15 protein-coding genes are annotated in these 20,460 nt (G+C 72.3%); 14 read left to right on the plus strand and 1 reads right to left on the minus strand.

What is annotated here, in order from left to right:
• The first annotated feature begins 40 nt into the window (after positions 1 to 40).
• The 14 genes from J5Y04_RS11955 (at position 41) to J5Y04_RS12020 (ending at position 16,911) form a co-directional block, all read left to right on the plus strand.
• The gene (locus tag J5Y04_RS11955; protein WP_209411947.1) at positions 41 to 2,311 is read left to right on the plus strand and encodes a penicillin-binding protein 2; all 2,271 of its coding nucleotides are present in this window, start codon (positions 41 to 43) and stop codon (positions 2,309 to 2,311) included.
• 6 nt (positions 2,312 to 2,317) lie between these two features.
• A complete protein-coding gene (locus tag J5Y04_RS11960) occupies positions 2,318 to 3,970 on the plus strand; it encodes a UDP-N-acetylmuramoyl-L-alanyl-D-glutamate--2,6-diaminopimelate ligase (RefSeq protein WP_209411948.1) in 1,653 nt (550 codons plus the stop codon).
• Complete coding sequence (gene murF, locus J5Y04_RS11965) at positions 3,967 to 5,370, plus strand: UDP-N-acetylmuramoyl-tripeptide--D-alanyl-D-alanine ligase (protein ID WP_209411949.1); 1,404 nt, start codon at positions 3,967 to 3,969, stop codon at positions 5,368 to 5,370. The genes J5Y04_RS11960 and murF overlap by 4 nt, the downstream gene beginning before the upstream one ends.
• Entirely contained in the window at positions 5,370 to 6,431 is a 1,062-nt protein-coding gene (gene mraY, locus J5Y04_RS11970) for a phospho-N-acetylmuramoyl-pentapeptide-transferase (protein WP_209411950.1), read from the plus strand. The genes murF and mraY overlap by 1 nt, the downstream gene beginning before the upstream one ends.
• Positions 6,428 to 7,861, plus strand: coding sequence for a UDP-N-acetylmuramoyl-L-alanine--D-glutamate ligase (murD, locus tag J5Y04_RS11975; RefSeq protein WP_209411951.1), 1,434 nt, complete (start codon positions 6,428 to 6,430; stop codon positions 7,859 to 7,861). Before mraY ends, murD begins: the two co-directional genes overlap by 4 nt.
• A 141-nt stretch (positions 7,862 to 8,002) precedes the next feature.
• Positions 8,003 to 9,310: a putative lipid II flippase FtsW gene (gene ftsW, locus J5Y04_RS11980; RefSeq protein ID WP_209412110.1), complete on the plus strand. Its 1,308-nt coding sequence runs from the start codon at positions 8,003 to 8,005 to the stop codon at positions 9,308 to 9,310.
• Positions 9,311 to 9,316: 6 nt separating this feature from the next.
• Positions 9,317 to 10,423 (plus strand): undecaprenyldiphospho-muramoylpentapeptide beta-N-acetylglucosaminyltransferase, encoded by a 1,107-nt coding sequence (gene murG, locus J5Y04_RS11985; RefSeq protein WP_148645515.1) that lies wholly within the window; start codon positions 9,317 to 9,319, stop codon positions 10,421 to 10,423.
• The gene (locus J5Y04_RS11990; protein ID WP_209411952.1) at positions 10,416 to 11,192 is read left to right on the plus strand and encodes an FtsQ-type POTRA domain-containing protein; all 777 of its coding nucleotides are present in this window, start codon (positions 10,416 to 10,418) and stop codon (positions 11,190 to 11,192) included. The genes murG and J5Y04_RS11990 overlap by 8 nt, the downstream gene beginning before the upstream one ends.
• Before the next feature lie 366 nt (positions 11,193 to 11,558).
• Complete coding sequence (gene ftsZ, locus J5Y04_RS11995; RefSeq protein ID WP_209411953.1) at positions 11,559 to 12,785, plus strand: cell division protein FtsZ; 1,227 nt, start codon at positions 11,559 to 11,561, stop codon at positions 12,783 to 12,785.
• Entirely contained in the window at positions 12,782 to 13,516 is a 735-nt protein-coding gene (gene pgeF / locus J5Y04_RS12000) for a peptidoglycan editing factor PgeF (RefSeq protein ID WP_209411954.1), read from the plus strand. The genes ftsZ and pgeF overlap by 4 nt, the downstream gene beginning before the upstream one ends.
• Complete coding sequence (locus J5Y04_RS12005) at positions 13,513 to 14,301, plus strand: YggS family pyridoxal phosphate-dependent enzyme (RefSeq protein WP_209411955.1); 789 nt, start codon at positions 13,513 to 13,515, stop codon at positions 14,299 to 14,301. The genes pgeF and J5Y04_RS12005 overlap by 4 nt, the downstream gene beginning before the upstream one ends.
• 227 nt (positions 14,302 to 14,528) lie before the next feature.
• Positions 14,529 to 15,131, plus strand: a complete 603-nt coding sequence (locus J5Y04_RS12010; RefSeq protein ID WP_209411956.1) for a cell division protein SepF — start codon at positions 14,529 to 14,531, stop codon at positions 15,129 to 15,131.
• A gap of 95 nt (positions 15,132 to 15,226) precedes the next feature.
• The gene (locus J5Y04_RS12015; protein WP_148645520.1) at positions 15,227 to 15,508 is read left to right on the plus strand and encodes a YggT family protein; all 282 of its coding nucleotides are present in this window, start codon (positions 15,227 to 15,229) and stop codon (positions 15,506 to 15,508) included.
• Between the two features lie 59 nt (positions 15,509 to 15,567).
• A complete protein-coding gene (locus tag J5Y04_RS12020; protein ID WP_209411957.1) occupies positions 15,568 to 16,911 on the plus strand; it encodes a DivIVA domain-containing protein in 1,344 nt (447 codons plus the stop codon).
• Between the two features lie 136 nt (positions 16,912 to 17,047).
• Here J5Y04_RS12020 and ileS read toward each other — a convergent pair whose 3' ends face one another.
• Complete coding sequence (gene ileS, locus J5Y04_RS12025) at positions 17,048 to 20,176, minus strand: isoleucine--tRNA ligase (RefSeq protein WP_209411958.1); 3,129 nt, start codon at positions 20,174 to 20,176, stop codon at positions 17,048 to 17,050.
• Positions 20,177 to 20,460 lie beyond the last annotated feature (284 nt).

Below are 20,460 nucleotides of genomic sequence, written 5' to 3' on the forward strand. Positions count from 1 at the left end.
GGGCGTACGACGCGCCCGCCGGGCGCAGCGAGGTGGGGGCATGAGCACGCCACGACAGCCGTCAGGCGGAGGCGGTGGCGGCACCGGCCGCCCCAGGCCCGCCGCCAAGGGCGCCGCGCCGCGCCAGGCCGCGCGCGGCCAGTCCGGCAAGGCGCAGCCCGGCAGGCAGCAGCCCGCCAAACCGCAGCCCGCGCGCTCGCAGCAGCCGCCCAAGGCCCAGCCGGGGAAGGCACCGGCGGCGAAGGCCCAGTCCGCGAAGGCCCAGCCCGCGAAGCAGCCGGCCGCGGACCGGGCGGTCCGCAGCCGGCAGGGCGAGGCCCCCCGGACGCCGCAGCAGCGCCGCCCGGCCGCCCGCCCGCCGGTCCACGGCCAGGCGTCCGGCCGGCCGCGCCCGAAATCCCGCCCGCCGCAGCGCCCGCAGTCCAAGGCGATCCGGCTGGCCGATCCACGCCGCCGGCTCCGGGTGGTCACCGTGGCGCTCTCCCTGGTGTTCTCGGTCTTCGCCGGCCGCCTGGTCCAGCTCCAGCTGCTGGACTCCGACGCGCTGGCCGCCGACGCCAACACCAACCGCTACCTGGACATCCCGATCACCGCCGAACGCGGCTCGATAACGTCCGCCGACGGCGTGGCCCTGGCCACCACCGTCGACGCGTACGACATCACCGCCGACCCGGCGATGTTCACCCCCGGCGCGGCCGGCATCCCGGACGCGCCCGAGCAGGCGGCCGCGCTGCTCGCACCGATCCTCGGCCTGCCCAAGGAGCGGATCGCCGCCGACCTGCACACCCCCAAGAGCCGCTACAAGCGGCTCGCCGCCCAGCAGACCCCGGACGTCAAGAACCAGATCAGCGACCTCAAGTCGACCCTGGAGAAGCAGGCCAACTCCCGCTCCTGCGTGGCCCAGCGGCGCCTGCTGAACAAGCCCGTGGACGAGGGCGGGCGGACCAGGCTGGACAACGAGTGCTTCAACCCGCTGGCCGGGGTCTTCAACCGGGACACCCAGAAGCGGGTCTACCCCTCGGACGGGCTGGCCGCCAACCTGGTCGGCTTCGTCAACGCCGAGGGCGAGGGCGCCGGCGGCCTGGAGTCGCAGTACCAGAAGGTGCTGGCCGGCAAGGAGGGCCACAGCAGCTACGCCCAGTCCGGCGGCCGGCTGGTGCCCACCGCCGGGGGCTCGCTGGACCCGGCCGTGCCAGGCACCGACCTGCGGCTGACCATCAACCGGGACATCCAGTGGGCCGCCCAGCGCGCCATCACCGACCAGGTCGCCAACGCCGGGGCGGAGAAGGGCTACGTCGTCGTCCAGGACGTGAAGACCGGCCAGGTGCTGGCGATGGCCACCTCGCCCGGCTTCAACCCCAACGACCTCAGCACGGCCAAGTCCTCCCAGCTCGGGAACGCGGCCCTGCAGGACGCCTACGAGCCCGGCTCCACCGCCAAGCTGATGACCATGGCCGCCGTGCTGGACACCGGCAAGGCCACCTGGGACACCAAGGTGACGGTGCCGGGCCGGCTCCAGCGCGCGGACGTCAACTTCCAGGACGACGTCGACCACGACACCTGGTACCTGACCCTCGCCGGGGTGCTCGCCAAGTCCTCCAACATCGGCACCATCGAGGCCTTCGAGACGCTCGGCGCCGACCAGCCGGAGGCCAACCGGGTGCTCGACGGCTACCTCCACAAGTTCGGCGTCGCCCAGCCCTCGGGCCTCGGCTTCCCCGGCGAGACCGCCGGGAAGCTGAAGAAGCCGGAGGACCTGGTGGCCTCGGAGAAGTACAACATCACCTTCGGCCAGGGCCCGATGACCCTCAACGCCCTGCAGGCCACCTCGGTCTACTCCACCATCGCCAACGGGGGCGTCCGGGTGGCGCCGAGCGTCGTCCAGGGCACCACCTCGCCGGACGGCAAGTACACCCCGGCCGCACCCGGGGCGCAGACCCGGGTGGTCAGCGAGCAGACCGCCAAGACCCTCACCGAGATGCTGGAGTCGGTGGTCACCGACGAGCAGGGCACCGGCGGCAAGGCCGCGGTCCCCGGCTACCGGGTGGCCGGAAAGACCGGTACCGCCAACCGGGCGGCGGCGAACGGGAAGGGCTACGACGGCTACACCGCGTCCTTCATCGGGTTCGCGCCCGCCGACGCACCCCGGGTCACCGTCTCCTGCGTGATCCAGAAACCGGTCAACGGCCACTTCGGCGGCCAGCTCTGCGGTCCGGTGTTCAAACAGGTGATGGAGTTCACCCTGAAGACCCTGCAGGTCCCGCCGAGCGGCAGCGAGGCACCCAACCTGCCCGTCGACTGGAAGCCGTGATCGACCATGAGCCACCAGCACACCGGGCGGGACGACGGCACGGCACGGGCCCGGTTTGGCCCTGGGCACCCTTCGGCGGATAGCCTTCCCGCCGTGCCGAAACCCGATCAAACCACCGTGACTCCGCCCCGGCCCGCCCGGGCCCAGGCCCAGCCGCTCGCCGGGCTGGCCCGTCTGCTCGGCCTCGCGCCGGTCGAGGGGGGCCCGGTCACCGGTGTCACCCACGACTCCCGCGCGGTGCGCCCGGGCGATGTGTACGTGGCCTTCCCGGGCGCCAACCACCACGGCGCGGCCTTCGCGGCCCAGGCCGCGGCGGCGGGCGCGGTGGCGATGCTCACCGACCCCGCCGGCGCCGAGCTGGCGGCCGGCACCGGCCTGCCGCTGCTGGTGGTCGACCGGCCGCGGGCCCGGATGGGCGAGCTGGCCGCCGCCGTCTACGGCCGGCCCTCCGAGCGGCTGCTGATGATCGGGCTGACCGGGACCAACGGCAAGACCACCACCTCCTACCTGGTCGAGGGCGGCCTGCGCGGCGCCGGGCGCAACCCCGGGGTGATCGGCACCGTCGAGATGCGGGTCGGCAGCGAGCGGATCAAGAGCGAGCGGACCACCCCCGAGGCCACCGACCTGCACGCGATCCTCGCCGTGATGGGCGAGGCCGGCGCGGACGCGGTGACCATGGAGGTCTCCAGCCACGCGCTGGTCTTCGGCCGCACCGACGGCGTGGTCTACGACGTCGCGCTGTTCAACAACCTCACCCCCGAGCACCTCGACTTCCACCCGGACATGGAGGACTACTTCCAGGCGAAGGCCCGGCTCTTCCAGCCCGGCAAGTCCCGCCTCGGGGTGGCCAACCTGGACGACCAGTACGGGCGTCGGCTGGTCGCCGAGGCGGAGATCCCGGTCACCTCCTTCTCCGCCACCGGCGCGCCCGAGGCCGACTGGCGGGCGGTCGACGTCCAGCTCGGCCCGGTCGGCTCGACCTTCCGGGTGCTCGGCCCTGACGGCGCCGAGGCCGACGCGGCCGTCCCGCTGCCCGGCCCGTTCAACGTGGCCAACGCGCTGGCCGCGATCACCCTGCTGGTCACCGCCGGGCTGCCGCTGGAGCAGGCCGTCGCCGGGATCGCCGCGGTGCCCGGTGTGCCGGGCCGGCTGGAGCGGGTCGACGCCGGACAGCCGTACGTCGCGGTGGTCGACTACGCCCACAAGCCGGACGCCCTGCAGGCCGTCCTCGGCTCGCTGCGCGAGGTCACCAAGGGCCGGCTGCACGTGGTGATCGGCTGCGGCGGGGACCGCGACCCGCACAAGCGCGCCCCGATGGGCGCCATCGCCGCCCGCCTGGCCGACACCGCCCTGCTGACGAGCGACAACCCGCGCAGCGAGGACCCGCTGGCGATCCTCGCCACCATGCTGACCGGCGCCGCCTCGGTGCCGGAGTCCGAGCGCGGCGCCGTCCTGGTGGTGCCCGACCGTGCCGAGGCGATCCACCTCGCGGTGGCGCGCGCCCAGGCCGGGGACACCGTGCTGGTGGCCGGCAAGGGCCACGAGCTCGGCCAGTACGTACGAGACGAGATCCGCCCCTTCGACGACCGGGAGGTGCTGCGCGAATCCATCACGCAGACCACGGCCGCCCGGGGCGACCGAGGAGTAGAGCAGCAGTGATCGCACTGACCCTCGCCGAGGTGGCCGCAGCAGTCGGGGGCACCCTGGACGGCGCCGACCCCGGAACCCAGGTGACCGGTCCGGTCGAGGTCGACTCGCGGAAGGTGCGCCCCGGCGGCCTCTTCGCGGCCTTCGTCGGCGAGCACGTGGACGGCCACGAGTACGCGACCACCGCGGTCGCGGCGGGCGCCGTCGCGGTGCTCGCCTCCCGCCCGGTCGGCGTTCCCGCCGTCCTGGTCGACAGCGTGGTGGACGCGCTCGGCAAGCTGGCCCGCGCCGTGGTCGCCCGGGCCGAGGCCACCACCGTGGTCGCGCTGACCGGCTCGGCCGGCAAGACCAGCACCAAGGACCTGATCGCCCAGCTGCTCCAGCGCCACGGCGAGACCGTCTACCCGCCCGGGTCGCTCAACAACGAGATCGGCCACCCGATGACCGCGCTGCGGGTCGAGGCCGGCACCCGGCACCTGGTGATGGAGATGGGCGCCCGGCACAAGGGCGACATCGAGTACCTCACCTCGATCACCCCGCCCCGGATCGGCCTGGTGCTGAACGTCGGCACCGCGCACGTCGGCGAGTTCGGCTCGAAGGAGGCGATCGCCGAGGCCAAGGGCGAGCTGGTCGAGTCGCTGCCGGCGGACGGTGCGGCGATCCTCAACGCCGACGACCCGCTGGTGCGCGCGATGGCCTCCCGGACGAAGGCGAGGGTGGTCCTCTTCGGGGAGTCGAAGGAGGCCCACGTCCGGGCACAGGATGTTCGCCTGGACTCCACCGGACGGCCATCGTTCACGCTGACCACCCCAGCCGGTTCCGCACCGGTGAACCTGCGCCTGTACGGTGAGCACCACGTCTCGAACGCCCTCGCCGCCGCTGCGGTGGCGGTGGAGCTCGGGATGTCCGTCGACGACACCGCCGAAGCACTGAGCGAGGCGGGTGCGCTGTCCCGCTGGCGCATGGAGGTCGTCGACCGGGCCGATGGTGTCACCGTCGTCAACGACGCCTACAACGCGAACCCCGACTCGATGCGGGCCGCGCTGCGGGCGCTGGTCTCGATGGGGGGCCGCGGCCCGGAGCGCCGCCGGACCTGGGCGGTGCTCGGCGAGATGCGGGAGCTCGGCGAGGAGAGCCTGGCCGAGCACGACGCCATCGGGCGGCTCGCGGTACGGCTGGACGTCACCAAGCTGGTGGCGGTCGGCGGTCGCGAGGCGGCCTGCATGGAACTGGGCGCGAGGAACGAAGGTTCGTGGGGTGAGGAGTCGGTGCTGGTGTCCGACGCGGACGCGGCGGTCGAGCTGCTGCGCAGTCAGCTGCTGCCGGGGGATGTGGTCCTGGTGAAGGCCTCCCGCTCGGTGGGGCTGGAGAAGGTTGCCGAGGCGCTGCTCGCGGACGGTGCGGCCGCCTGATGAAGCAGATCCTCTTCTCCGGCATGATCGGCCTGGTCCTGTCGCTGCTCGGCACCCCGGCCCTGATCAAGCTGCTCGCCAAGCACGGCTACGGCCAGTACATCCGCGACGACGGCCCCAAGGCGCACCACAGCAAGAAGGGCACGCCCACCATGGGCGGCATCGCCTTCATCCTGGCGACGGTCATCGCCTACTTCGCCACCAAGGCGATAACGGGCGAGACCCCGACCGCCTCCGGGCTGCTGGTGCTCTTCCTGACGGTGGGTCTGGGCCTGGTCGGCTTCCTCGACGACTACATCAAGGTCGTCAAGCGCCGCTCGCTCGGCCTGCGGGCGAAGGCCAAGCTCGTCGGCCAGTCCGCCGTCGCCCTCATCTTCGCGGGGCTGGCGATGCAGTTCGCCGACGACCGCGGTCTCACCCCGGCCTCCCAGCACCTGTCGTTCGTCCGGGACTTCAAGTGGTCCATCGGGCCGGTGCTGTTCGTGATCTTCGCCTACTTCATGATCGCCGCGATGTCGAACGGCGTGAACCTGACGGACGGTCTGGACGGTCTGGCGACCGGCGCCTCGGTGATGGTCTTCGGCGCCTACACCTTCATCGGCGTCTGGGAGTACGGCCAGAGCTGCGCCTACGCCATCTCGGCCACCGCCAACTGCTACGACGTGCGCGACCCGCTGGACCTCGCGGTGGTCGCCGCCGCCCTGATGGGCTCCTGCTTCGGCTTCCTCTGGTGGAACACCTCGCCCGCCAAGATCTTCATGGGTGACACCGGCTCGCTCGCCCTCGGCGGCGCCCTGGCCGGCCTGGCGATCTGCTCCCGCACCGAGCTGCTGCTCGCGCTGCTCGGCGGCCTCTACGTGATCATCACCCTCTCGGTGATCATCCAGGTCGGCTCCTTCCGGATGACCGGCAAGCGCGTCTTCAAGATGGCCCCGCTGCAGCACCACTTCGAACTCAAGGGCTGGACCGAGGTCCTGATCGTGGTCCGCTTCTGGATCATCCAGGGCCTCTGCGTGGCCGTCGGCCTCGGCCTCTTCTACGCGGGATGGGTGACCGGATGACCAACCCCGACTGGGCCGCACTGCCGGTCACCGTCGCCGGCCTCGGCGTCTCCGGGATCAGCGCCGCCCGCGTGCTGCACGGCCTCGGCGCCCACGTCACCGTCGTGGACGGCGGTTCGAGCGAGGGCCTGAAGGCCCGCGCCGCCGAGCTGACGGCCCAGGGCATCACCGTGCGCCTCGGCGACGGCGACAGCCTGCCCGAGGGCACCCGGCTGATCGTCACCTCGCCCGGCTGGCCGCCCAACAGCCCGCTGTTCGCCGCCGCCGACGCGGCCGGCATCGAGGTCTGGGGCGACGTCGAACTCGCCTGGCGGCTGCGCAGGCCGCTGCCGGCCACCGGCGAGCCCGCCCCCTGGCTGGCCGTCACCGGCACCAACGGCAAGACCACCACCGTCCAGATGCTCGCCTCGATCCTCACCGCCGCGGGCCGGCGCACCGCCGCCGTCGGCAACGTCGGGGTCTCGGTGCTGGACGCGGTGCTCGCCGACGAGCCGTACGACGTGCTCGCGGTCGAACTCTCCAGCTACCAGCTGCACTGGGCGCCCTCGCTGCGCCCGTACTCGGCGGCCGTCCTCAACCTGGCGCCGGACCACCTGGACTGGCACGGCTCGATGGAGGCGTACGCCGCCGACAAGGGCCGGATCTACGAGGGCAACGTCGTCGCCTGCGTCTACAACCTGGCCGACCCGGCCACCGAGGCGCTGGTCCGCGAGGCCGACGTCGAGGAGGGGTGCCGGGCGGTCGGCTTCGGCCTCGGGGCGCCCGGCCTGTCGAACTTCGGCGTGGTCGACGGCCTGCTGGTGGACCGCGCCTTCGTGCTGGACCGGGCCAAGAGCGCCGCCGAGCTGGGGTCCGTCGAGGACGTCAACCCGCCGGCGCCGCACAACATCGCCAACGCGCTCGCCGCCGCCGCCCTCGCCCGGGCGTACGGGGTCGACCCCAAGGCCGTCCGCGAGGGCCTGCGGGCCTTCCGCCCGGACGCCCACCGGATCGCCGAGGTCGGCGTGGTCGACGGCGTCACCTACATCGACGACTCCAAGGCCACCAACACGCACGCCGCCGCGGCCTCGCTGGCCGCGTACCGGCCGATCGTCTGGATCGCCGGCGGCCTGGCCAAGGGCGCCACCTTCGACGACCTCGTCCAGGGCGCGGCCGAGCGGCTGCGCGGCGCGGTGCTGATCGGCGAGGACCGCGCGCTGGTCCGGGAGGCCCTGGCGCGACACGCGCCGGATGTCCCGGTCATCGAGGCCGCCGAGGGCCAGACTGGCGCGGTGGCGATGACGGAGGTGGTCCGCGCGGCCGCCTCACTCGCCCGATCGGGGGACACGGTGCTGCTGGCCCCGGCCTGCGCCTCGATGGACATGTTCACCAACTACGGCGAGCGCGGCGACCTCTTCGCGGCGGCGGTCCGGGGGCTGGCGGGCAGCTGACGGCCCCCGGCCGAGCGGGCCCCGGGGCCGCGGCCGGGAGGCGGGCGGGGCGAGGACGGAGGAGAGCGGGGCGTGGTGGCGGGGCAGGGCAGGGCGGGCGGTACCGGTGCGCCGGAGAAGGGCCCGGCCGATCCGTGGCGGGTGATCTCGGCCACCACGACCTCCTACAAGTCGGCCGGGCCGGTGGCCCGCGTGCAGGCCTTCCGGGCCCGCCTGCGGTACACGCTGGACCGGCCGCTCACGCCCTATCTGCTGATCATCGGCTCGACGCTGCTGCTGGTGGTGCTCGGCCTGCTGATGGTCTTCTCCGCCTCGCAGATCCTCGCCCTGGGCCAGCACCGCTCGGCACAGTTCTACTTCCTCAAACAGCTGGTCGCGGCCATGCTCGGCCTCGTCCTGCTGATCGGCTTCGCGTCCGTCCCGGTCGCGGTGCTGCGGGTGATCGTCTACCCGGTGATGCTCGGGGTGATCGGCGCGCTGGCGCTGGTCGCCATCCCCGGCGTCGGGGTGGAGGTCAACGGCAACCGGAACTGGCTGGACCTGGGCTTCTTCCAGTTCCAGCCGTCCGAGTTCGCCAAACTCGCACTGGTGCTCTGGGGCGCCGACCTGCTCGCCCGCAAGCAGCGCAACGGCACCCTCGACCAGTGGAAGCACCTGCTCGTGCCGCTGGTGCCCGGCGCCCTGCTGCTGCTCGCGATGATCATGCTCGGCGGTGACATGGGCACCTCGATGATCCTGGTGGCCATGCTGTTCGGCCTGCTCTGGATGGTCGGCGCCCCGCTGCGGCTCTTCGTGGCCACCCTCGGCGTCGCCGTCGTGGTGTGCACCGCCCTGGTGGTGACCGTCCCGCACCGGGCCGAACGGCTCTCCTGCATCGGCGTCACCAAGCTCGACCCGGCCGGCGCCTGTTTCCAGGCCCTGCACGGGGTCTACTCGTTCGGGCTCGGCGGTCTCTTCGGCTCCGGACTCGGCGCCGGCGTCGAGAAATGGGGCCAGCTCCCGGAGGCGCACACCGACTTCATCTTCGCCGCGACCGGCGAGGAACTGGGCCTGGTGGGGACGCTGTCGGTGATCGGTCTCTTTGCGGCACTAGGCTACGCGGGTATCCGTGTGGCCATCGGTACGAAGGACCCCTTCGTCAGGTACGCCGCGGGAGCCGCCACCACGTGGATCATGGCGCAGGCCGTGATCAACCTCGGGTCGGCGCTGGGACTGCTGCCCATCGCGGGCGTCCCGCTCCCGCTGTTCTCCTACGGCGGTTCCGCCATGCTGTCGGCCATGTCCGCGATCGGTGTGCTGCTCTGCCTCGCACGCAGCACCTCGGGCGCGAAGGCGGCCCTGGCCGCCCGGAGCAAGAACTCCCGGATCAGGAGACGACTGGCCCGGGTGCTGCCACGACGACGAACCACAGCGCGCCCGGCCCCGGTGCCGGCGCGCAGGGAGCGGTGAATTTCGGTGCATGTCGTACTCGCCGGCGGGGGGACCGCCGGTCACATCGAGCCGGCCCTCGCCCTCGCGGACGCCCTCCGCAGGCACGACCCGTCCATCGGGATCACCGCCCTGGGCACCGAACGCGGCCTGGAGACCCGGCTGGTACCCGAGCGCGGCTACCAGCTGGAGCTGATCCCGGCCGTCCCGCTGCCCCGCAAGCCCACCCCCGAGCTGATCACCGTCCCGGGCCGGCTGCGCGGCACCGTCCGGGCCGCCCAGGAGATCATCGAGCGGGTCAACGCGGACGTGGTGGTCGGCTTCGGCGGCTACGTCGCGATGCCGGCCTACCTGGCCGCCAAGCGGGCCGGCGTGCCGATCGTGGTGCACGAGGCCAACGCCCGGCCCGGCCTGGCCAACAAGATCGGCGCCCGGTACAGCGACTTCGTCGCCGTCTCCACGCCGGACAGCAAGCTGCGCGACTCCCGGTACATCGGCATCCCGCTGCGCCGGACCATCGCGACGCTGGACCGCAACGCGGCCCGCCCGGAGGCCCGGCACTACTTCGGCCTCGACCAGCGCCTGCCCACCCTGCTGGTCTCCGGCGGTTCGCAGGGCGCCCGCCGCCTCAACGAGACCGTCACCGCGATCGCGCCGCGGCTCCAGCAGTACGGCGTGCAGATCCTGCACGCGGTCGGCCCGAAGAACGAGCTGCCGCAGGTGGACGACATCCCCGGGATGCCGCCGTACCGCCCGGTCCCGTACGTCGACCGGATGGACCTCGCGTACGCCGCCGCCGACCTGATGCTCTGCCGGGCCGGTGCCATGACGGTGGCCGAGCTGGCCGCGGTCGGCCTGCCCGCCGCCTTCGTCCCGCTGCCGATCGGCAACGGCGAGCAGCGGCTGAACGCCCAGCCGATGGTCAAGGCCGGCGGCGGCCTGCTCGTCGACGACGCGGAGCTGACCCCGGACTGGGTGCTGCAGAACGTCCTGCCGGTCCTCACCGACCCGCAGAAGCTCTGGGACATGAGCCGGTCCGCCGCCGAGTTCGGCCGCCGGGACGCCGACGAGCTGCTGGTCGGCATGGTGTACGAGGCGATCGAGGCAGCCCGGGGCGGCCGCCGTCGTGGCTGACGGCCGGCTCGCCGACCCCCTGGACGAGGAGCTGGAGGCCGGGGAGTACGCTCCCCGGCTCCGGCTCTCCCGGCGGGGCGTCGTGGTGCTGGGTGCGCTCGGCGCCCTGGTGCTCGGCGGGCTGGCCTGGCTGGTGTTCCTCTCGTCGGTGCTGGACGTGCGCAGCGTCTCGGTGCAGGGCGTGCAGGACGACAAGCTGACGGCCGACCAGGTCCGCGCGGCGATCGGCACGGTCGGCGACGGCCCGCTGGCCCGGGTGGACCTGGCCGGCGTCGAGCGGCGGGTGAAGGCGATCCCGCGGGTGGCCGGGGCCGAGGTCTGGCGCGGCTGGCCGCACACCCTCCAGGTGAAGATCGTCCAGCGCAGGCCGGTCGCCGTCGTCAAGGAGGAGGACGGCCGGTTCACCCAGGTCGACGCGGGGGGCGTGAGCTTCGCCACCGAGTCGGCCGCCCCCGAGGGGGTGCCGGTGGTGGAGCTGCGGCTCGGTCAGCCGGCCCGGGACGCGGACCAGGTGATCTCCCGTTCGCAGCTGGTGCAGGGCGCGGTGGCGGTGGCCGCCGGCCTGCCCGACGAGGTCCGGCAGCGGGCCGGGTCGATGCTGGTGCACTCCTACGACGACATCCAGTTGCAGCTCAGCGGGGGTGCGACGGTGCGCTGGGGGAGTCCGGAGCAGACCGATCGCAAGGCCCGGGTCCTGGTGGCGCTGCTGCATCAGAAGGGTACGAACTTCGATGTGAGCGCTCCGGAGGCGCCGGCGGTGTCCGGATGATCCGGTAGGTTCTCTGTCTGGGGGAGGGGTTGACGCGGGTTTCGTGTCGGCCCGACCCTTGGTGGTCACCCCGGTTTCATAAGCCGGTTGATGATCACATAGGCTCAAAAGAAAAAGGGAAGCTCGGCGTGTTCGTTGAAACACGTGCCCGGGGCCACCTAGTGTCCTGTGTCACCAGACTGTGCTTCCTGGTGATGTGACGGGGGCACAGGACTAACCCTAAAGGTCAAGTTTAGGGTTGGGGTCGGCGGTCGGCATTTCAGACATTCAGTCAGAAACCAGGCTCCCTACCCATCGACATCCGTCGGAACGGCACCCCACCGGGAGCCGGGCCGACCCGGAAATTCGAGGCGAGAGGCCTTCGACGTGGCAGCACCGCAGAACTACCTCGCAGTCATCAAGGTCGTCGGTATCGGCGGCGGTGGTGTCAACGCCATCAACCGGATGATCGAGGTCGGTCTCAAGGGCGTCGAGTTCATCGCGATCAACACCGATGCGCAGGCCCTCCTGATGAGCGACGCCGACGTCAAGCTCGATGTGGGCCGTGAACTCACCCGGGGCCTCGGCGCCGGCGCCAACCCCGAGGTCGGCCGCAAGGCCGCCGAGGACCACCGCGAGGAGATCGAGGAGGTCCTCAAGGGGGCCGACATGGTCTTCGTGACGGCCGGCGAGGGCGGTGGTACCGGCACGGGCGGCGCGCCGGTCGTCGCCAACATCGCCCGCTCGCTCGGCGCGCTGACCATCGGCGTGGTCACCCGCCCGTTCACCTTCGAGGGCCGCCGCCGGGCGAACCAGGCGGAGGACGGCATCGCCGGCCTGCGCGAAGAGGTCGACACCCTGATCGTGATCCCCAACGACCGGCTGCTGTCCATCTCGGACCGCCAGGTCAGCGTGCTGGACGCGTTCCGCTCCGCCGACCAGGTGCTGCTCTCGGGCGTCCAGGGCATCACCGACCTGATCACCACCCCGGGTCTGATCAACCTCGACTTCGCCGACGTCAAGTCCGTGATGTCGGACGCCGGCTCGGCGCTGATGGGAATCGGTTCGGCCCGCGGGGAGGACCGCGCCAAGGCGGCCGCCGTGATGGCGATCTCCTCGCCGCTGCTGGAGGCCTCGATCGACGGCGCCCGCGGTGTCCTGCTCTCCATCTCCGGCGGCTCCGACCTCGGCCTGTTCGAGATCAACGAGTCCGCCCAGCTGGTCAGCGAGGCCGCGCACCCCGAGGCCAACATCATCTTCGGTGCGGTCATCGACGACGCGCTCGGCGACGAGGTCCGCGTCACCGTGATCGCCGCGGGCTTCGACGGCGGCCAGCCGCCGGCCATCGTCCGCGACCCGGTGGTCAAGGCCGGCCAGACGGCCCCGGCCGCGGCGCCGGCCCCCGCCCCCGAGCGTCCGGCGAGCCGGCCCTCGTACGGGAGCATCGGCTCGGTGACGGCCCGCCCGGAGGGTGAGACGGCCGGCGCGCCGCGCCCGTCCGAGGCCCCGGCCACCGCGACCGCCGCCCCGGTGCCTCCGCAGGTGCAGCCCGCGCGGCAGCCGTTCGTGGAGAGCCCCGCCGAGGAGCTCGACGTCCCGGACTTCCTTAAGTGATCGATCGCACGTCCCGCAACGGTGCTCACTTCGCCTTCACCACCCGGTGGGGCGGGGTGAGCACTTCGCCGTACGGGGAGCTGAACCTCGGCGGTGCGGTGGGGGACGACCCGGCCGCCGTCCGGGAGAACCGGGCGGTCGCGGCCCGCTCGCTGGGCCTCGACCCGGCGGACGTGGTCTGGATGAACCAGGTCCACGGCGCGGACGTCGCCGTGGTCACGGAGCGCCAGCCGGCCGGGGAGGCCCCGGTCGTGGACGCGGTGGTCACCGACCGGCCGCTGGCGCTGGCGGTGCTGACCGCCGACTGCACCCCGGTCCTGCTGGCCGACCCGGTGGCGGGCGTGGCGGGGGCGGCCCACGCGGGCCGGCCCGGGCTCGCCGCGGGCGTGGTGCCGGCGGTGGTCGCGGCCATGGTCGGGCTGGGCGCCGAGCCGGGGCGGATCACCGCCGCGATCGGGCCCGCGGTCTGCGGCCGCTGCTACGAGGTGCCGGCCGCACTGCGCGCCGAGGTCGCCGGGCTGGTGCCGGCCGCGTACGCCGAGACGTCCTGGGGCACTCCGGCCCTGGACCTGCCGGAGGGAGTGGCGGCCCAGCTGGCCGCTGCGGGAGTCACCGAGTTGGTGCGATCATCGGTCTGCACCCTCGAATCTTCCGATCACTACTCCTACCGCCGCGAGCAGCGCACGGGCCGGCTCGCGAGCTACGTCTGGTTGGGCTCTGACATCTCATGACGAACGACATCTACGGACCGTTCCCGGGCAGCCCCGAGTTCCTCGACGCCCTGACGGAGGGCCAGCGGGCCAGGTACGAGCAGCTCGGCACCAACCTCGACGTCGTCGAGCGGCGGATCTCCGACGCCTGCGCGGCGGCCGGGCGGGCGCGTGACGAGGTGAAGCTGGTCGTCGTCACCAAGACGTACCCGGCCGAGGACACCGCGCTGCTGGCCGCGCTGGGCGTCACCGACGTCGCGGAGAACCGCGACCAGGACGCCGCCCCCAAGGCGGAGCTGTGCGGAAACCTTCCGCTGGCCTGGCACTTCGTCGGCCAGCTGCAGACCAACAAGGTCCGTTCGGTGGTCCGGTACGCGAACCACGTGCACTCGGTCGACCGGCTGCGGCTGGTCGGGTCGCTCTCCGCGGCGGTGGGGGCGTCCGGGCGGCCGGAGCTGGGCTGCCTGGTGCAGGTCGCGCTGGAGAAGGAGCACGGCGAGGGCGAGGGCCGGGCCGGGGTCGCCCCGGCGGACGTCGAGGCGCTGGCCGAGGCGATCGCCGACGCGCCCGGGCTGCGGCTGGACGGTGTGATGACCGTCGCCCCGCTCGCCGGACCGCTCGCCGGAGACCCGGCCCGGGCGTTCGGGCGGCTGGCGGAAATCGCAACCGCCGTACGGGCGGCCCATCCGGCTGCCACCATGGTCTCCGCAGGAATGAGCGGCGACCTGGAGCAGGCCGTTGCCGCCGGGGCGACACACGTGCGCGTCGGAACGGCGGTACTCGGAGTGCGGTCACCCCTCGGGTAACGTCACCGGGTAGTAGATCAGACTGCAGGACAAAATAGGACAGAAACTAGCAGCTTTCCAGAGCGCTAGCCAACCGTGGATCGCAGCTCCGCGGCCCCCACCCACGACTTCTGACCGGCCGTCGGCCTGACGGGCGGTCGTGGGCGGACCGCGGAATCCGCAGGCGGGGCCGTACGGCCTGGCCGCCGGTGAGGAGCGGGTCCACCACAAGCGGAGGAGACAGGAGCATGGCCGGCGCAATGCGCAAGATGGCGGTCTACCTCGGCCTCGTGGAGGACGAGACGTACGACGGTCAGGGGTACGACCCCGACGACGACTACGACGCGGACCCCGAGCCGATCCGCACCGGGCGGACGGAGGACATTCCCCGGCCCGCCGCTCCGGCGCCCGCCCCGGTCTCCTCGATCACGCCGCAGCCCGTATCGGCCGCGGTCCCGATCCGGCAGGAGACTCCGAGGATGGCCCCAGTGTCGTCCATCACACCCGAACGCCGCCACAACCTGGAGAAGAGCGCCCCGGTGATCATGCCCAAGGTAGTGAACGAACGAGAGCCCTACCGCATCACCACGCTGCACCCGCGGACCTACAACGAGGCCCGTACCATCGGGGAACAGTTCCGTGGCGGGACGCCGGTGATCATGAATCTGACCGAGATGGACGACACCGACGCGAAGCGCCTCGTAGACTTCGCCGCTGGACTCGTCTTCGGTCTGCACGGCAGTATCGAGCGCGTGACGCAGAAGGTGTTCCTGCTGTCGCCTGCTAACGTCGATGTCACGGCGGAGGACAAGGCTCGGATCGCCGAGGGTGGGTTCTTCAACCAGAGCTGACCCGGCCACGACTTTACGTGTGGATCTGATCGACAGTGAGTTAACGACAGGCAGCAGGGCCCAAGGGCCGGGATGACAGGGGAGAGGGAAGCGCGATGGGGATCGTGTGGGCGGTGCTCTACTACGCGCTGACCGTCTTCCTGGTGTTCCTGCTTGTGCGGCTGGTGATGGACTGGGTGTTCCAGTTCGCGCGTTCGTGGCGGCCCGGCAAGGCCATGGTCCTGGTCCTGGAGGCCACGTACACTGTCACGGATCCGCCGCTCAAGCTTCTTCGGCGGTTCATCCCGCCGTTGCGTCTCGGGGGCGTGGCGCTCGACCTGTCCTTCTTCGTACTGATGATCATTGTGTATGTCCTGATCTCGCTTGTGCGGCCCTAGTCGTAGGTGAGCGATGCGACAGGATGCCGGTGTGCCGACGATCACGTTGAGGTGAAGAGATGCCATTGACCCCCGAGGACGTTCGGAACAAGCAGTTCACGACCGTCCGCCTGCGCGAAGGCTATGACGAGGACGAGGTCGATGCCTTCCTCGACGAGGTCGAGGCGGAGCTGACCCGCCTTCTCCGCGAGAACGAGGACCTGCGCGCCAAGCTGGCCGCCGCGACCCGTGCCGCCGCGCAGAACCAGGCCAACATGCGCAAGGAGCCGCCGCAGGACTCGCGTCCCGGCGCCCCCGTGCCGGCCGCCATATCCGGCCCGCCGGTCCCCGGGCAGCAGCAGGGCCCCGGTCCGCAGCAGATGGGCGGCCCCGGCGGCCCGCAGCAGATGGGCGGCCCGCAGCAGCAGCAGCAGATGGGCAACCAGCCCCTCGGCCTGCCGTCCGGCGCCCCGCAGCTCCCGGCCGGCCCCGGCGGCCCGCAGCAGATGGGCGGCCCGCAGCAGCAGATGAACCAGACCATGGGCGGCCAGCAGCAGCTGGTCCAGCCGATGGGCGGCCAGATGCTCCAGCCCATGGGCGGCCCCGGTGGCCCGCAGCAGATGGGCAACCCGATGGGCCAGGGCATGGGCCAGCAGCAGATGCAGCAGATGGGCGGCCCCATGGGCGGCCCGCAGCAGCAGATGGGCGGCCCGCTCGGCGGCCCGATGCAGCAGCAGCAGGGTCCCGGTGGCGACAGCGCCGCCCGCGTCCTGGCGCTCGCCCAGCAGACCGCCGACCAGGCGATCTCCGAGGCCCGTTCCGAGGCCAACAAGATCGTCGGCGAGGCGCGCAGCCGGGCCGAGGGTCTGGAGCGCGACGCCCGGGCCAAGGCCGACGCCCTGGAGCGGGACGCGCAGGAGAAGCACCGCGTCGCGATGGGCTCGCTGGAGTCCGCGCGTGCCACGCTGGAGCGCAAGGTCGAGGACCTGCGGGCGTTCGAGCGTGAGTACCGCACGCGTCTGAAGTCGTACCTGGAGACCCAGCTGCGCCAGCTGGAGTCGCAGGCGGACGACTCGCTCGCACCGCCGCGCATCCCGGCCACCGCGTCGCTGCCGCCGGCCGCGTCGTCGATGGCTCCGGCCGGTGCGTCCACGATGGGCAGCGGTGCGCCGAGCTTCGGTGGCAACCAGCCGTCCTTCGGTGGCAACCAGCCGTCGTTCGGCGGGCAGAGCTCCTTCGGCGGCAACTCCGGTGCGCCGAGCTTCGGCGGGCAGGCGTCGGGCGGCAACTCCGGTGCCCCGCAGATGCAGCCGGCCGGGATGACGCAGCCGATGGCCGCCGTCCGTCCGCAGCCTCCGCAGCCGATGCAGCAGGCGCCGGCGCCGATGCGCGGGTTCCTGATCGACGAGGACGGCGACAACTGAGGTTGTAGCCGGGCATTTCGAGGGCGCCCCCTCTGTGACCTCCGGGTCACGGTGGGGGCGCCCTCGTTCGTGCGTGCGGGGCAACGGCGAAGCCGCCGCCACCCCGGGCGGGGTGGCGGCGGCTTCGGTCGTCCGGTCAGGCCTTGCGGAGCTGGAAGGCGAGGCCGAGGCCCTCGTCGGTGAAGGTCTCGGACTCCCAGTCGGCGGCACCGGCGGCGAAGTCGGTGGCCAGGACCTCCTCGGCGACCAGGGGGCCGTGCTCGGCGATGGCCTCCGCGGTCTCCTCGCCGCTGGCGCGCCAGCGCAGGACGATCCGGTCGGCGACGTCCAGGCCGGAGTTCTTCCGGGCCTCCTGGATCTGGCGGATCGCGTCGCGGGCGATGCCCAGGCGCTTGAGCTCCGGGGTGATGGCCAGGTCGAGGGCGACGGTGGCGCCGGACTCGTTGGCGACGGCCCAGCCCTCGCGCGGGGTCTCGGTGATGATCACCTCGTCGGGCGAGAGGGGGATCCGCTCGCCGTCCAGCTCCACCGAGGCGGAGCCGGTGGCCCGCAGGTCGGCGGCGAGGCGGGCGGCGTCGGCGGCGGCGACCGCCTTCGCGACGTCCTGCACGCCCTTGCCGAAACGCTTGCCCAGCGCGCGGAAGTTGGCCTTGGCGGTGGTGTCGACCAGCGAGCCCCCGACCTCCGCCAGCGACTCCAGGGCGGAGACGTTGAGCTCCTCGGCGATCTGCGCGCGCAGGTCGGCCGGCAGCTCCTCCCAGCCCTGGGCCGCGACCAGCGCCCGGGAGAGCGGCTGACGGGTCTTCACGCCGGACTCGGCGCGGGTGGCCCGGCCCAGCTCGACCAGGCGGCGGACCAGCGCCATGTGGCGGGAGAGGTCCGCGTCGATCAGCGCCTCGTCCGCCTCCGGCCAGGTGGCCAGGTGGACCGAGGCCGGGGCGTCCGGGGCGACCGGGACGACCAGGTCCTGCCAGACCTGCTCGGTGATGAACGGGGTGAGCGGGGCCATCAGGCGGGTGACCGTCTCCAGCGCCTCGTGCAGCGTGGCGAGCGCGGCGGCGTCGCCCTGCCAGAAGCGGCGGCGGCCGCGGCGGACGTACCAGTTGGAGAGGTCGTCGACGAAGCCGGAGAGCAGCTTGCCGGCGCGCTGGGTGTCGTACGCCTCGAAGGCCGCGTCGACCTCGCGGACCAGGGTGTTCAGCTCGGAGAGCACCCAGCGGTCCAGCTGCGGGCGGTCGGCCGGGGCCGGGTCGTTCGCCGAGGGGGCCCAGCCGGAGGTGCGGGCGTACAGGGCCTGGAAGGCGACGGTGTTCCAGTAGGTGAGGAGGGTCTTGCGGACCACCTCCTGGATGGTGCCGTGGCCGACCCGGCGGGCCGACCAGGGCGAGCCGCCGGCCGCCATGAACCAGCGGACCGCGTCGGCGCCGTGCTGGTCCATCAGCGGGATCGGCTGCAGGATGTTGCCCAGGTGCTTGGACATCTTGCGGCCGTCCTCGGCCAGGATGTGGCCCAGGCAGACGACGTTCTCGTAGCTGTTCCTGTCGAACACCAGCGTGCCGACGGCCATCAGCGTGTAGAACCAGCCACGGGTCTGGTCGATCGCCTCGGAGATGAACTGCGCCGGGTAGCGCTTCTCGAACAGCTCCTTGTTCTGGTACGGGTAGCCGTACTGGGCGAACGGCATCGAGCCCGAGTCGTACCAGGCGTCGATCACCTCGGGCACCCGGGTGGAGGTGCCGCCGCAGTCGCGGCAGGCGAAGGTGACGTCGTCGATGTACGGGCGGTGCGGGTCGAGGCCGCTCTGGTCGGTGCCGGTCAGCTCGGAGAGCTCGGCCAGCGAGCCGACGCAGGTGAGGTGGCCCTCCTCGCAGCGCCAGATCGGCAGCGGGGTGCCCCAGTAGCGGTTGCGGCTCAGCGCCCAGTCGATGTTGTTGTTCAGCCAGTCGCCGAAGCGGCCGTGCTTGACCGTCTCCGGGAACCAGTTGGTGGCCTCGTTCTCGCGGATCAGCGCGTCCTTGACGGCGGTGGTCCGGATGTACCAGGACGGCTGCGCGTAGTAGAGGAGCGCGGTGTGGCAGCGCCAGCAGTGCGGGTAGCTGTGCTCGTACGGGAGGTGGCGGAAGAGCAGGCCGCGCTCCTTGAGGTCCGCGACCAGGGCCTCGTCGGCCTTCTTGAAGAACTGGCCGCCGACCAGCGGGACCTCGGGGGCGAAGGTGCCGTCGGCCAGCACCGGGTTGACCACCGGCAGACCGTACTTGCGGCAGGTCGCGAGGTCGTCGGCGCCGAAGGCGGGCGACTGGTGGACGATGCCGGTGCCGTCCTCGGTGGTGACGTAGTCGGCGTTGAGGACGTAGTGCGCGTTCTCGATCTCGACCAGGTCGAACGGCCGGCGGTAGGCCCAGCGCTCCATCTCGGCGCCGGTGAAGGACTGGCCGGTGGGCTCCCAGCCCTCGCCGAGGGCCTTGGCCAGCAGCGGCTCGGCGACGACCAGCCGCTCCTCGCCGTCGGTGGCGACCACGTAGGTCACCTCGGGGTGGACGGCGGCGGCGGTGTTGGAGACCAGGGTCCACGGGGTGGTCGTCCAGACCAGCAGCGAGGCCTGGCCGGCCAGCGGGCCGCTGGTCAGCGGGAACCGGACGAAGACCGAGGGGTCGACCACGGTCTCGTAGCCCTGGGCCAGCTCGTGGTCGGAGAGGCCGGTGCCGCAGCGCGGGCACCAGGGGGCGACGCGGTGGTCCTGGACCAGCAGGCCCTTGTCGAAGATCTGCTTGAGCGACCACCACACGGACTGGACGTAGGACGGGTCCATCGTCCGGTAGGCCTCGTCGAGGTCGACCCAGTACCCCATGCGGGTGGTGAGCTCGGTGAAGGCGTCGGTGTGGCGGGTCACCGACTCGCGGCACTTGGCGTTGAACTCGGCGATGCCGTACGCCTCGATGTCCTGCTTGCCGGAGAAGCCGAGCTCCTTCTCGACGGCCAGCTCCACCGGGAGGCCGTGACAGTCCCAGCCGGCCTTGCGGGCGACGTGGTAGCCCTTCATCGTCCGGTAGCGGGGGAAGACGTCCTTGAAGACGCGGGCCTCGATGTGGTGGGCGCCGGGCATGCCGTTGGCGGTCGGCGGGCCCTCGTAGAAGACCCACTCGGGGCGGCCCTCGGACTGTTCGAGGCTGCGCTGGAAGACCTTGTTGTCCTGCCAGAAGGACAGGATCCGGTGCTCCAGGGCGGGCAGGTCGACCTGCGCGGGAACGGGGTTGTAGGTGGTCATCGCGGGCGTCTACCTCCGGCGGATGCGTGGACTGGATCCGACGGAGGGACGAGACGGCGAGCCGCCCCGCGGTACCACCCTCCTTGGCCGCGATGCTGCCTGCGGCCCTCTTGTTTGGGCTTGCTGCCGGGTCTAGTGGGCCGCTGCGTGCTGCCTGGGCCGTTCTTCCGGCGGCTCCGGGGTGATCTTCCCGCCGTGCACGCCCCCGGGCTCACACCGTCCCCGGGTCGCTGGTGGCTGCGTACGTCGGTACTCGTCCCATCTGCGCCTTGCAGGCCCAGTGT

It is taken from the genome of Kitasatospora sp. RG8, from assembly GCF_017813315.1.
Taxonomy (GTDB): domain Bacteria; phylum Actinomycetota; class Actinomycetes; order Streptomycetales; family Streptomycetaceae; genus Kitasatospora.